The 12,752-nt window shown below is 70.2% G+C and carries 10 protein-coding genes; 5 read left to right on the top strand and 5 right to left on the bottom strand.

Going from position 1 to position 12,752, the window contains the following annotated elements; translation table 11 throughout:
• Window positions 1-2: 2 nt before the first annotated feature.
• The 5 genes from dnaJ to lepA form a co-directional block, all read right to left on the bottom strand.
• Window positions 3-1,118, bottom strand: coding sequence for a molecular chaperone DnaJ (dnaJ, locus tag H576_RS0103935; RefSeq protein ID WP_029149862.1), 1,116 nt, complete (start codon window positions 1,116-1,118; stop codon window positions 3-5).
• Window positions 1,119-1,172: 54 nt separating this feature from the next.
• Complete coding sequence (hrcA, locus tag H576_RS0103930) at window positions 1,173-2,210, bottom strand: heat-inducible transcriptional repressor HrcA (RefSeq protein WP_029149861.1); 1,038 nt, start codon at window positions 2,208-2,210, stop codon at window positions 1,173-1,175.
• Window positions 2,211-2,272: 62 nt separating this feature from the next.
• Window positions 2,273-3,493 carry a radical SAM family heme chaperone HemW gene (gene hemW, locus H576_RS0103925; protein ID WP_029149860.1) on the bottom strand — a complete coding sequence of 407 codons (1,221 nt, stop codon included), beginning with the start codon at window positions 3,491-3,493 and terminating at the stop codon, window positions 2,273-2,275.
• Window positions 3,493-4,134, bottom strand: coding sequence for a DUF1990 domain-containing protein (locus tag H576_RS0103920; RefSeq protein ID WP_029149859.1), 642 nt, complete (start codon window positions 4,132-4,134; stop codon window positions 3,493-3,495). Before H576_RS0103920 ends, hemW begins: the two co-directional genes overlap by 1 nt.
• Window positions 4,135-4,144: 10 nt before the next feature.
• Window positions 4,145-5,992, bottom strand: a complete 1,848-nt coding sequence (gene lepA / locus H576_RS0103915) for a translation elongation factor 4 (RefSeq protein ID WP_029149858.1) — start codon at window positions 5,990-5,992, stop codon at window positions 4,145-4,147.
• 197 nt (window positions 5,993-6,189) lie between these two features.
• Between lepA and H576_RS0103910 the strand changes: the two genes are divergently transcribed.
• The 5 genes from H576_RS0103910 (at window position 6,190) to H576_RS0103890 (ending at window position 12,731) form a co-directional block, all read left to right on the top strand.
• Complete coding sequence (locus H576_RS0103910) at window positions 6,190-7,173, top strand: ABC transporter permease (RefSeq protein WP_029149857.1); 984 nt, start codon at window positions 6,190-6,192, stop codon at window positions 7,171-7,173.
• Between the two features lies 1 nt (window position 7,174).
• A complete protein-coding gene (locus H576_RS0103905; RefSeq protein ID WP_029149856.1) occupies window positions 7,175-8,107 on the top strand; it encodes an ABC transporter permease in 933 nt (310 codons plus the stop codon).
• Window positions 8,104-10,149, top strand: a complete 2,046-nt coding sequence (locus tag H576_RS0103900) for an ABC transporter ATP-binding protein (protein WP_029149855.1) — start codon at window positions 8,104-8,106, stop codon at window positions 10,147-10,149. The genes H576_RS0103905 and H576_RS0103900 overlap by 4 nt, the downstream gene beginning before the upstream one ends.
• A gap of 62 nt (window positions 10,150-10,211) precedes the next feature.
• Complete coding sequence (locus H576_RS0103895) at window positions 10,212-11,912, top strand: ABC transporter family substrate-binding protein (protein ID WP_029149854.1); 1,701 nt, start codon at window positions 10,212-10,214, stop codon at window positions 11,910-11,912.
• A 78-nt stretch (window positions 11,913-11,990) separates the two neighbouring features.
• Window positions 11,991-12,731 carry an alpha/beta fold hydrolase gene (locus H576_RS0103890; protein WP_029149853.1) on the top strand — a complete coding sequence of 247 codons (741 nt, stop codon included), beginning with the start codon at window positions 11,991-11,993 and terminating at the stop codon, window positions 12,729-12,731.
• Window positions 12,732-12,752 lie beyond the last annotated feature (21 nt).

Below are 12,752 nucleotides of genomic sequence, written 5' to 3'. Positions count from 1 at the left end.
GATCAGCCGAAGAAGCGGTCGCGGAGCTTCGAGAACATGCCCTGGTGGTGCTCGGCGAGGCGCGGCTCGGGAGCCTTGGTGCGCTTCGCGAGCTCCTCGACGAGCTGCCGGGTCCGCTGGTCGACCTTCGTCGGCGTCACGACCTGCACGCCGACGCGGAGGTCGCCGCGCTTCGACGAGCGCAGGCCCGTGATGCCGCGGCCGTCGATCTTCAGGACGTCGCCCGACTGCACGCCGGGGCGCACCTCGAGGTCGACGGCGCCGTCGAGGCCGTCGATCGACGTCGACGTGCCGAGGATCGCGTCGGTCATCGACACCTCGAGCGTCGCGAGCAGGTCGTCGCCCTCGCGGCTGAAGACCGCGTGCGGCTCGACCGACACCTCGACGTAGAGGTCGCCGTTGGGGCCGCCCGCGGGACCGACCTCGCCCGAACCGGGCAGCTGGAGGCGCAGGCCGTTCTCGACGCCAGCGGGGATGTCGAGGCCGACGGTGCGACGCGAGCGCACGCGCCCCTGGCCGTTGCACGCGGCGCAGGGGTTGGGGATCGTCGTCCCGTAGCCCTGGCACGCGCCGCACGGCTGCTGCGTGACGACGTTGCCGAGGAGGCTGCGCACCTGGCGCTGCACGTGGCCGGACCCGCCGCAGATGTCGCAGGTGACGGGCTGGGTCCCGGGCGCGCAGCAGGATCCGCCGCACGTCTCGCACAGCACGGCGGTGTCGATCTCGACGTCGCGGTGGGTGCCGAACACGACGTCGCCGAGCTCGAGCGTCAGGCGCACGAGGGCGTCCTGCCCGCGCTCTCGGCGCGACCGCGGCCGGCCGCCGCGCGATCCGCCGCCTCCCGACCCGGCGCCGAAGAACGCCTCGAACACGTCGCCGAATCCGCCGAACCCGCCGAAGCCCGCGCCCTGTTCGTCGCCGCCCATGTCGTAGCGCCGGCGCTGCTCGGCATCGCTCAGCACCTCGTACGCGTGCGTCACGTCCTTGAACTTCTCGGCCGCCTCGGGGCTCGGGTTCACGTCGGGGTGCAGCTGGCGCGCGAGCTTGCGGTACGCCTTCTTGATCTCGTCGGCGCTCGCCTCGCGCGAGACGCCCAGAACGTCGTAGTGGTCAGCCACGTTCGCCTTCCCGCAGGTGTTCTGCGTGTTCTCCTCCGCCGGCCCCGGTTCGGGTCAGCGGTTCTCGTCTTCGTCGAGCATCCTCGTGAGGTAGCGGGCCACGGCCCGCGCCGCCGAGAGGTTGCGCGCGTAGTCCATGCGCGTGGGGCCCATGAGGCCCATGCGCGCCGTTCCGACGGCGGCGTCGTACTCGCTCGCGACGAACGAGGCCTCGCTGAGGCCGAAGGCCGCGTTCTCCCGGCCGATGCTCGTCGCGAGACGGTTGTCGTCGGCCGCCATCTCGCTCATCAGCTGCAGCAGCGTGACCTGCTCCTCGATCGCCTCGAGGAGCGGGTGGATGCTGCCGCGGAAGTCGTCCTCGCGTCGCGCGAGCGTCGCGGTCCCCGCCATGACGAGGCGGTTCTGCCGGAACTCCTCGAGCTCCTCGGCGATCGCTCCCGCGATCTCCCGCGTCGCCCGCTCCGTCGCAGTCAGCGGATCCGCCGCCGCCGCGCCGGCCGCCGCGAGGAGCTCTGCCGCCCCGCCGACCGGCTTGCCGATGAGGAGCGGAAGAAGCCTCAGGCGCACGGCCTCGAGATCGGTCTCGTCGATCGGCTCGGGCACCGCCGTGATCCGCTGCGAGACGCGCCCCGTATCGGTCACGATGATCGCGAGGACGCGCCGTGCGTCGAGGGGCACGAACTGGACGTGCGTGATCACGGCTCGCGCGAACGACGGGTACTGGACGAGCGCGACCTGGCCCGTCAGCTGCGTCAGGAGCCGCACCGTGCGGCCGAGCAGGTCGTCGAGGTCGGCCGGATCGGCGAGGAACGTCGCGATCGCCGAGCGCTGCGCCCCCGAGAGCGGGCGCAGGTCGGCGAGGTGGTCGACGAAGGCGCGGTACCCCTTGTCGGTCGGCACGCGGCCCGACGAGGTGTGCGGCTGGGCGATCAGCTCCTCGTCCTCGAGGAGCGCCATGTCGTTGCGGATCGTGGCCGCCGAGACGCCGAAGGAGTGGCGGTCGACGATCGCCTTGCTGCCGACGGGCTCGTGCGTGTCGACGTAGTCCTGGACGATCGCCTGCAGGACCCGCAGACCGCGTTCCGTGACCATGTGCGCACCTCCCGACTGGCACTCCGTATCCGTGAGTGCCAATTCTACCCGGGCCCGGCCGATCAGGCCGTGAGGGCGCGCACGACGGCGTCGGCGAGCAGCCGGCCCGTGCGCGTCAGCACGACGCGACCGCGGATCGCGGCGGGGCCCTCGATGAGGCCGCCGGCGACGAGGCCCGCGACCGCCGTGCGGGCGCCGGCCGTCGGGAGGTCGGCGATCGCCATGCCCTCGCGGATCCGCGTCTCGAGCAGCACGCGCTCGAGGTCGCGCGCCTCCCGGTCGGGCGACTCCCGGCCCGCCGCCGGCGACTGGCCGAGCGAGAGGCGCTGGGCGTAGGCCGCCGGGTGCTTCACGTTCCACCAGCGCAGACCGTTCACGTGGCTGTGCGCCCCGGGACCGTAGCCCCACCAGTCGTACCCGCGCCAGTACGACAGGTTGTGCCGCGAGCGGTGCTCGTCGCCGCGCGCCCAGTTCGACACCTCATACCAGTCGTACCCCCCAGCCGCGAGAAGATCGTCGGCGAGCTCGTACATGTCGGCCTCGAGGTCGTCGTCGGGCTCGGGGTACTCGCCGCTGCGGATCTGCCGCGCGAGCTTCGTGCCCCCCTCGACGATGAGCGCGTACGCCGAGATGTGGTCGGGCTCGTATGCGAGCGCCTGCTCAAGCGAGGCCCGCCAGTTCTCGAGCGTCTCCCCCGGCGCGCCGTAGATCAGGTCGACCGACACGTCGAGGCCCGCGCGCTTGGCCGCGGCAACCGCCGTGCCGACGTTCGCGGGCGTGTGCGTGCGGTCGAGGGTCGCGAGGACGCTCGGCACCGCCGACTGCATGCCGATCGACAGGCGCGTGACGCCCGCCGCGGCGAGTTCGTCGACGACGGCATCGGTCACGGTGTCGGGGTTCGCCTCGACCGTGACCTCGGCCCCCGGCGCGAGGCCGAACGCGTCGCGGACGCCGCCGAGCATGCGCGCGAGGTCGCCCGCCGGGAGGAGGGTCGGGGTGCCGCCGCCGAAGAAGACGGTCTGCGCCGGGCGCAGCGGCCCCGCCTCCGACAGGACCTCGCGTGACAGCGCGATCTCGCCGAGCAGGGTGTCGGCGTACTGATCCTGGCGCGCCCCGCGCAGCTCGGTCGCGGTGTAGGTGTTGAAGTCGCAGTACCCGCAGCGCACGCGGCAGAACGGCACGTGCAGGTAGACGCTGAAGTCGGTGTCTGCGACGGGGCTGCTGACGCTCGGCAGGCGGCCGTCGGCGGGGGCGGGATCTCCGAGGGGAAGGGCGCCCGCCATCAGCGGAACAGCGGCGAGATCGACCGCAGATACGCCGCGTTCAGCGCGCGGCGACGGCGACGGACCCGGCTGCGCAGCAGGCGGTAGCCGGGCGAGATCGGGATGTCGAACGCGCGGACCTCGAACCACACCTCGTCGTCGTCGCGCCAGGTGACGTCGAAGAGCACCTCGCCGCTCACGCGGGTCGCCCCGACGGTGCCGAGGGCGAACGCCACGCGCCGCTTCTCCTCGGCGACGAAGATCACCCGGAAGTCGCCGTCGGTCGACGCGCCGGGGATCCGGCCGTGCACGTGAGCCGTGGATCCGGGGCTCACGAAGGCGATCCCGTCCTCGGTGAAGCGCTGGTCGTCGTCGCTGCGTGAGGGCGCGACCGCGTTGCCCTCGCCGTCGAAGCTCACGCCCGTGTAGCTGGGGCCCGCGGACGGCCGCACGTCGCTCACCTCGAGGCCCGCCCCGCGCAGAACCTGCCACGTCAGGAGGGTCTCGGCGGCCGTCGAGAAGCGCTCCTCGCCGCTGCCGATGCGCCACGCATCGACGGCGGGGATGCTCTTCTCGGGCGGGTACTGCAGCAGGTCGGCGGCCTGTGAGGCGCCGACCGCCGCGTAGTCGACCGTCTGGTCTCGGAAGGTCGCCCTGCGCATGCCCTCGACCCTACTTGCCCTTGGTCTCGACGTCGCCTGACAGGGCCGCGATGAACGCATTCTGGGGGACCTCGACGCGGCCGACCATCTTCATGCGCTTCTTGCCCTCCTTCTGCTTCTCGAGCAGCTTGCGCTTGCGGCTGATGTCGCCGCCGTAGCACTTCGCGAGCACGTCCTTGCGGATCGCCCGGATCGTCTCGCGCGCGATCACGCGGGCGCCGATGGCGGCCTGGATCGGCACCTCGAACTGCTGGCGCGGGATGAGCTTGCGCAGGCGCTCGGCCATCTTCGTCCCGTAGCCGTAGGCGGCATCGCGGTGCACGATCGCGCTGAACGCGTCGACCCTCTCGCCCTGCAGCAGGATGTCGACCTTCACGAGGTCGGCCTCCTGCACGCCGGCGGGCTCGTAGTCGAGGCTCGCGTAGCCCTGCGTGCGGCTCTTGAGCTGGTCGAAGAAATCGAACACGATCTCGCCGAGCGGCATCGTGTACTTGAGCTCGACCCGCTCCTCCGAGAGGTAGTCCATGCCGAGGAGCGACCCGCGCCGCGTCTGGCAGAGATCCATGACGGTTCCGACGTAGTCCTTGGGCGCGAGGATCGACGCCTTGACGACCGGCTCGGACACCGCGGCGATCTTTCCGTCGGGGTACTCGCTGGGGTTCGTGACGACGATCTCGTCTCCGGTCTCGCTCGTCACGGTGTAGATCACGCTCGGCGCGGTCGTGATGAGGTCGAGCCCGAACTCGCGCTCGAGGCGCTCGGTGATGATCTCGAGGTGCAGGAGCCCGAGGAATCCGCAGCGGAAGCCGAAGCCGAGCGCGACCGACGTCTCGGGCTCGTACGCGAGGGCCGCGTCCGAGAGCTTGAGCTTGTCGAGCGCGTCGCGCAGATCCGGGTAGTCGCTCGCATCGATCGGGTAGAGGCCCGAGAACACCATGGGCTTGGGATCGACGTAGCCCGGAAGCGCCTCGCTCGCGGGCCTGCGATGGTCGGTCACGGTGTCGCCGACCTTCGACTGGCGCACATCCTTGACGCCCGTGATGAGGTAGCCGACCTCGCCGACGCCGAGGCCCTGCGATGGCTGAGGCTCGGGGTTCGAGACGCCGATCTCGAGCAGCTCGTGCTGCGCCCGCGTCGACATCATCTGGACGCGCTGGCGCGGCTCGAGCTTGCCGTCGATCATGCGCACGTACGTCACGACGCCGCGGTAGGCGTCGTACACCGAGTCGAAGATCATCGCGCGGGCGGGGGCGTCGGCCTCGCCGACGGGCGCGGGGATGTCGGCGACGATCCTGTCGAGCAGCTCCTCGACGCCCTCGCCCGTCTTGCCCGACACGCGCAGGACGTCCTCGGGCGACCCGCCGATGAGGTCGGCGAGCTCCTTCGCGAAGCGCTCGGGGTCGGCGGCGGGGAGGTCGATCTTGTTGAGGACCGGGATGATCGCGAGGTCGTTCTCGAGCGCCAGGTACAGGTTCGCGAGCGTCTGCGCCTCGATGCCCTGGGCGGCGTCGACGAGCAGGATCGCGCCCTCGCACGCGGCGAGCGACCGCGACACCTCGTACGAGAAGTCGACGTGGCCCGGCGTGTCGATCATGTTGAGCGCGAAGGTGTCGCCGCCGGCCTGCCACGGGATCCGCACGGCCTGGCTCTTCACCGTGATGCCGCGCTCGCGCTCGATGTCCATGCGGTCGAGGTACTGCGCGCGCATGTCGCGGTCGGAGACCACGCCCGTGAGCTGCAGCATGCGGTCGGCCAGGGTGGACTTGCCGTGGTCGATGTGGGCGATGATGCAGAAGTTGCGGATGCGCTCGGGGGGCGTTGCGGCGGGCGCGAGCGGCGAGGAGGCACGGGGCGACATATCCGGGCCATTCTACGGGAGCCGTGAGATTTCACATCGCCGCAACATGGGGCCCGAGATCCGCGGATCTGCTGGGTTCGGACGCCCGTCGCTGATCACTCGGGCGTCCAATCGACACGCCATTGACGGACGAAGCGTCCAGGAAGGGTTAGGTTTTCTCACAACCTTTCCCCATCCAAGAAAGACGCAACGCCTCCGTGTTCCGCTATCTCACGCGACGAGTCCTCTCCTGGGTCGTCATCATCGTGGTGGCGACCAACCTCGTGTACTTCCTCGCGTGGAACTTCCTCGATCCGCGCAGCAACTACGTCGGTCGGCGCCCTCCTCTCACGCACGACGAGATCTCCGCGATCCTGCTCCCCCGCAACCTCAGCGACACCGTGCCTCTCGCGGAGCGGTGGTGGACCTGGATCACGGACATCGTCCTGCACTGGAACTGGGGCGTGAGCCCCGAGGGACAGAGCGTCAACGGCCAGATGGCGTTCCGCGCCCTCGTGTCGGCCGAGTTCGTCACGGGCGCGACGATCATCTCGGCGGTCCTCGGGATCGCGCTCGGCGTGTACACCGCGAACCGGCAGTACCGCACGGGCGACCGCATCGGCCAGTTCACCTCGATCATCACGATGAACATCCCGCCGATCGTCGCCGCCCTCGGCTTCGTCCTCATCGCGGTGCAGATCAACCGCGGCACGGGCATCGACATCTTCTACGTCACGGGCCCGTCCGGGATCGGGATCTCGGGCGCCTGGGAGACGACGGTCGACGTCCTGCACCGACTCGTGCTGCCGACGCTCGCGATGACCCTCGTGGGCTACGCGTCGACGCACTTCGTGCAGCGCTCGCTCCTCCTCGACAACATCAAGGCCGACTACGTGCGCACCGCGCGGGCCAAGGGCCTCACGAAGCGCCAGGCGATCCGCCGGCACGCCCTGCGCACCTCTCTGATCCCCGTCGCGACGCAGATCGCTTTCACGATCCCGTCGGTCTTCCTCGGCGCGATCCTCAGCGAGCTGATCTTCAACTGGCACGGCCTCGGCGAGTACTTCCAGCAGACGCTGACGCACAACGACATCCACGGCACCGTCGCGATCGCCGCGTTCGGCGCCTTCCTCACGGCCATCGGCGCGATCCTCGCCGACATCGCGGTGGTCGTCCTCGATCCCAGGGTGCGGGTGAGCTGACATGACGGACATCTCCTCGGATCTCACCGATCCCCTCGAGCAGGGCGCGACGGCGCCGCCGATGCCCGAGCGCTCCCGCCCGCTGTCGAAGATGCGCCTCTACGGCCGCCGCTTCTTCCGCAACATCCCGGCCAGCGTCGGCCTCGGGATCTTCGCGCTCCTCGTCCTGTTCGCGATCTTCGGGTCGCTCTTCGGCAAGTGGGACCACATCGAGCTCGACTTCCTCGCGCTCAACGACCCGCCGAGCGCGGATCACTGGTTCGGCACGACGACGTCGGGCAACGACCTGTACGCGATGACGGTCGTCGGCCTCCGCCGCTCGCTCCTCATCGCAGTGACGGTCGCCGTCGGCACGACGATCATCTCGGCCGTGCTCGGAGCGTCCGCCGCGTACTTCGGCGGCGCCTGGCAGCGGATCGTCCTCGGCGTCATCCACTTCATGATGGCGATCCCGGGCTTCCTCATCGTCGCCATGATCTCGAACGGCTCGGGCGGCAGCTGGGTCGTCCTCGCCGCCATGCTGATCCTCATCGGCTGGATGCTCCTCGCCCGCACGGTGTGGACGCTCTCGCTGTCGATCCGCGAGCGCGAGTACATCCAGGCGGCGCGCTACATGGGCGTCCCCGGGCACCGGATCGTGCTGCGCCACATCCTGCCCAACATGGGGTCGCTGCTCGTCATCAACTTCACCCTCGGCGTCGTCGGCGCCGTGCAGTCCGAGACGAGCCTCTCGTTCATCGGCTTCGGCGTGAAGCTGCCCGACGTGTCGCTCGGCTCCCTGATCTCGACGGGCGCGGCGCAGGTGACGAGCGCGCCGTGGGTGTTCCTCTTCCCCGGCCTCGCGCTGACGCTGCTCACGGTGTCGATGGCGTTCATCGCCGACGGCCTGCGCGACGCCCTCGATCCGAACTCGGCGGCTGGAGGCCGCGCATGACCGAACCGATCCTCTCCGTCCGCGACCTCACGGTCTCCTTCCCGAGCGAGGCCGGCCGCGTCGACGCGGTGCGCGGCGTCAGCTTCGATCTCCAGCCCGGGCGATCGCTCGGCATCGTCGGCGAGTCGGGCTCCGGCAAGTCGGTCACCTCGCTCGCGATCATGGGCCTCCTCGACGACTACGCGCGCGTCGGCGGATCCATCGTCTTCGACGGCGAGGAGCTGATCGGCAAGAGCGACAAGCAGATGTCGCAGATCCGCGGCAACGGGCTGTCGATGATCTTCCAGGACCCGCTGACCTCCCTCACGCCGGTGTTCACGATCGGCGACCAGATCGTCGAGGCGATCCGGCAGCACCGCCGCGTCACGAAGCAGAAGGCGTGGGAACGCGGCATCGAGCTGCTGAAGACCGTCGGGATCCCGAACGCCGAAGCGCGCATGCGGGCCTTCCCGCACGAGTTCTCGGGCGGCATGCGCCAGCGCGTCGTCATCGCGATGGCGATCGCCAACGAGCCGAAGCTCATCATCGCCGACGAGCCGACGACGGCCCTCGACGTGACGATCCAGGCGCAGATCCTCGACGTGATCCGCCGCGGCCAGCGCGATACCGGCGCCGCCGTCGTCATGATCACCCACGACATGGGCGTGGTCGCGAACATCGCCGACGACGTCCTCGTGATGTACGCGGGCCGCCCCGTCGAGCAGGCGCCCGTCGAGCAGCTCTTCGACGACACGCGCATGCCGTACTCGATCGGCCTCCTCGGGGCGATCCCTCGCGTCGACAAGAAGGAGAAGCAGCCGCTCGTCCCGATCGCGGGCAACCCGCCGATGCTCATCGGCCTGCCCGACGCGTGCGCGTTCGCGGATCGCTGCCCGCTCGCGAGCGAGGCCTGCCGCGTGCGGGAGCCCGAGCTCGTCGAGGTCGCGCCCGACCACAGCGCGGCGTGCATCCACGCCGACGCGATCGCGGACCGCTCCTTCCGCGGCGCCCCGGTGTTCGCGCCGCCCGAGATCCCGGAGTCGCGCATCGTCGAGGTGCCGCGCTCCGAGCGGAAGCCGACGCTCGAGGTCGAGAACCTCCGCAAGTCCTTCCCCCTCATGAAGGGCGCGCTCGTGAAGCGCCGCGTCGGCACCGTGCACGCCGTCAAGGGCCTGAGCTTCGACATCCGCGAGGGCGAGGCGATGGCGATCGTCGGCGAGTCGGGATCGGGCAAGACGACGACGCTTCTCGAGATCATGGATCTCGCGGCCCACGACGACGGGCGGATCACCATCGGCGGCACCGACGTCGCGGACGTCCGCACGGGCGCCCAGGAGCGCGCGCTGCGCCGCGACATCCAGATCGTGTTCCAGGATCCGATGGGCGCGCTCGACCCGCGCATGACGGTGTTCGACATCATCGCCGAGCCCCTCCAGACGATCGGGACCTCGCGCGACGCGACGCACGCGCGCGTCGACGAGCTCATGGGCCTCGTCGGCCTCGACCCCGCGCACAGCGACCGGTTCCCGCAGGCGTTCTCGGGCGGGCAGCGCCAGCGCATCGGGATCGCCCGCGCGCTCGCGACCAACCCCAAGCTGCTCGTGCTCGACGAGCCGGTCTCGGCGCTCGACGTGTCGATCCAGGCCGGCGTCATCAACCTGCTCGACGAGCTCAAGGCGACCCTCGGCCTCTCCTATCTCGTCGTGGCGCACGACCTCTCGGTCGTGAGGCACCTCGCCGACCGGGTCGCCGTCATGTACCTCGGCGAGTTCGTCGAGATCGGCGACACCGACGACGTGTTCGACGACCCGCAGCATCCCTACACGCAGGCGCTGCTGTCGGCGATCCCGATCCCGGATCCGCGCATCGAGCGCTCGCGCGAGCGGATCCTCCTCACGGGTGACCTGCCGAGCCCGACCGACGAGATCACGGGCTGCGCCTTCGTGAGCCGCTGCCCGCTCTTCCAGACCCTCACCGCCGAGAAGCAGGCGATCTGCACGGAGCAGGCGCCCCGGCTCGGCGGGGAGAACGGTGCGCACGAGAACGCGTGCCACCACCGCTGAACGCTCCCCCTCACAGCACCCCTCACCCAGATGCGCATCCGCGCGAAAGGAGTCCCACTCACATGCTGAAGAAGACACGCTGGATCGGAGCCGCGGCACTCGTTGCCAGCGCGGCGATGATCCTCTCCGCCTGCGCAGGCGGAGGCAGCTCCGACGAGGCCGGAGAGGCGCAGACCGTCACGGGCGCCGACTACAACCCGCAGGACCGCGACGCACTCCAGCAGGGCGGCGACGTCGTGTGGCCGCTCACCGACTTCCCCGCCCAGGAGAACCCGATGCAGGGCGACGGCGCCGCCAACGGGGCGAAGATCTGGGCCTGGTACAACCCGACCCTCGTCTACATGACGCCCGAGGGCGAGGCGTACAAGAACGACGACTACCTCGACGAGTGGTCGAACGAGGTCGTCGACGGAAAGCGCGTCCTCACCTTCACCTTCACCGACGACGCGATCTGGAACGACGGGTCCCCGATCACGTGGGAGTCGATCCGCACGACGTGGGAGGCCCTGCGCGGCGAAGGCGACTACATCCCGTCGTCGACCGACGGCTACGAGAAGATCGAGTCGGTCGAGATGGGCGACACCGAGAAGACGGCGATCGTCACCTTCGAGGACGAGTACCCGTGGGTCGAGGGCCTCTTCTGGAACATCCTCAACCCCGCTGTCTCCGACGCGGACACGTTCAACAACGCGTATGTCTCGCAGCTGCACCCCGAGTGGGGCTCGGGGCCCTACACGGTCGAGACCGCCGACTTCGACAAGGGCGTGATCACCTTCGTCCCGAACGAGAACTGGTGGGGCGACGAGCCCCTGCTCGACTCCATGACGTTCCGACAGATGGACGACGTCGCGGCCATGAACGCCTTCCTGAACGGCGAGGTCGACGCGGTCCGGACTTCCTCCGCCGACCGTCTCGCGCAGGTCGCCGACATGGACGACGTCACGACCTACCGCTCGCAGCGCGCCGCGAACAACCTGTTCGAGATCAACGCCGAGCGTCCGCAGCTCTCGGACCTCGATGTCCGCGAGGCCATGATGATGGGCATCGATCGCGAGCAGATCACCGAGGTGATGTGGGACGGGCTCAACTACACGGAGGAGCCCGCGGGCTCGTTCAACCTGTACCCGTTCCAGGACGGTTACGTCGACGCGCTCTCGGCCTCGGGCTGGAAGTACGACCCGGACGCCGCGAACGAGCTGCTCGATGGCGCCGGATGGACCCTGAACGAAGACAGCGGCATCCGTGAGAAGGACGGCGAGGCGCTCTCGGTCCGCATGCCGATCTTCGGCGACGACCCCATCGTCGAGGCGCGCGCCCGCGTGATCCAGCAGCAGATGAAGGCGATCGGCGTCGACCTCGAGATCGACGCCCGCGCGTCGGCCGACTTCGCGACCGTCCTCAGCACCAAGGACTGGGACGTCGTGATGCTGGCGTTCACGTCGGGTGACCCCTACGGCGTGGCCTACATGAACCAGATCTACGGCAGCGACTCGAGCCTCAACCTCTCGAGCACCGGTACCGCGGAGATCGACGACAAGATCAGCGAGGTCGCCGCCCTTCCCACGGAGGACGAGCAGACCGCCGCGGGCATGGAGCTCGAGTCCGAGATCATGTCGGAGACCTGGGGCATCCTCCCGCTCTACGCGGGCCCCGAGATCTGGACCGTCAAGACGGGCCTGGCGAACCTCTCGCCCGAGGTCTATACGGGCCTCGACATGTTCGGTGTGCACCCCGTCGAGGACTTCGGCTGGATGGCCGAGTGACGTCTCACTGACGCCTCTCCGAAGCGGTCGGTCCCCTCACGGGGCCGGCCGCTTCGCCGTGCGCGGTACGCTCGCGGCATGGATCCCCAGGTCGTCCTCGTGCACGGGATCCGCACGTCGGCGACGATGTGGCGGCCGCAGGTCGAGCACCTGCAGGACGCGGGGGTCGCGGTGCACGCGATCGACCTGCCGGGGCACGGATCCCGCATCGACGAGGAGTGGGCGCTCGACGAGGCGCTCGCCTCGATCGACCGGGCCGTCGCGTCGGCGGCCTCCGCGGGGCCTGTCGTCCTCGTCGGGCACTCGATGGGCGGCCTCCTCACGACCGCCTACGTGGGGAGGGCCGGATGTGCTCCCCCCGTCGCGGCGTTCGTCGCGTTCTCGTGTACGGCGTTCCCCCGCGGGCCGGGGCTCGCCGCCTACCGGATCCTCTCCCGCGGCGTGCAGCGCCTCCCCGGGCAGGGCATGGGGGTCGTGCGCCTCGCTCTCGCCGCCCAGCTGCCCGTCGAGTCGCGCGACGTCTTCGCCGCGGGCGGGTATGCGCTCGCCGCCGAGGACCAGGCGCTCGCGAGCCTCGCGGGCCTCGACCTCGTGCGGCCGCTCGCCCGGATCCAGAAGCGCGCGATGCCCGTGTGGTTCGCGAACGGCGAGTTCGACCAGCTGCGCCTCAACGAGCGCGCCTTCACGCGCCTGGTGCCGCGCGCAGAGCTCGTCGTCGTGCCCCGCGCGACGCACCTCGTGACGGCGATGCGGCCCCGCGTCGCGAACGCCGTGATCGACCTGGCCGTCGCTACGGTTCGCGCGGGGGCGACCTGGTAGCATTGGTCCTTGGCTTGCGTG

This window comes from Microbacterium indicum DSM 19969, from assembly GCF_000422385.1.
Lineage (GTDB): Bacteria > Actinomycetota > Actinomycetes > Actinomycetales > Microbacteriaceae > Microbacterium > Microbacterium indicum.
This window is presented reverse-complemented; position numbering and strand designations above follow the sequence as displayed.

What these genes read in the sequence shown, in the direction of transcription:
- hrcA (WP_029149861.1), bottom strand. Translation starts at nt 2,210, where the DNA reads ATGGTCACGGAACGCGGTCTGCGGGTCCTGCAGGCGATCGTCCAGGAC.
- hemW (WP_029149860.1), bottom strand. Translation starts at nt 3,493, where the DNA reads ATGGCGGGCGCCCTTCCCCTCGGAGATCCCGCCCCCGCCGACGGCCGC.
- H576_RS0103920 (WP_029149859.1), bottom strand. Translation starts at nt 4,134, where the DNA reads ATGCGCAGGGCGACCTTCCGAGACCAGACGGTCGACTACGCGGCGGTC.
- lepA (WP_029149858.1), bottom strand. Translation starts at nt 5,992, where the DNA reads ATGTCGCCCCGTGCCTCCTCGCCGCTCGCGCCCGCCGCAACGCCCCCC.
- H576_RS0103905 (WP_029149856.1), top strand. Translation starts at nt 7,175, where the DNA reads ATGACGGACATCTCCTCGGATCTCACCGATCCCCTCGAGCAGGGCGCG.
- H576_RS0103900 (WP_029149855.1), top strand. Translation starts at nt 8,104, where the DNA reads ATGACCGAACCGATCCTCTCCGTCCGCGACCTCACGGTCTCCTTCCCG.
- H576_RS0103895 (WP_029149854.1), top strand. Translation starts at nt 10,212, where the DNA reads ATGCTGAAGAAGACACGCTGGATCGGAGCCGCGGCACTCGTTGCCAGC.
- H576_RS0103890 (WP_029149853.1), top strand. Translation starts at nt 11,991, where the DNA reads ATGGATCCCCAGGTCGTCCTCGTGCACGGGATCCGCACGTCGGCGACG.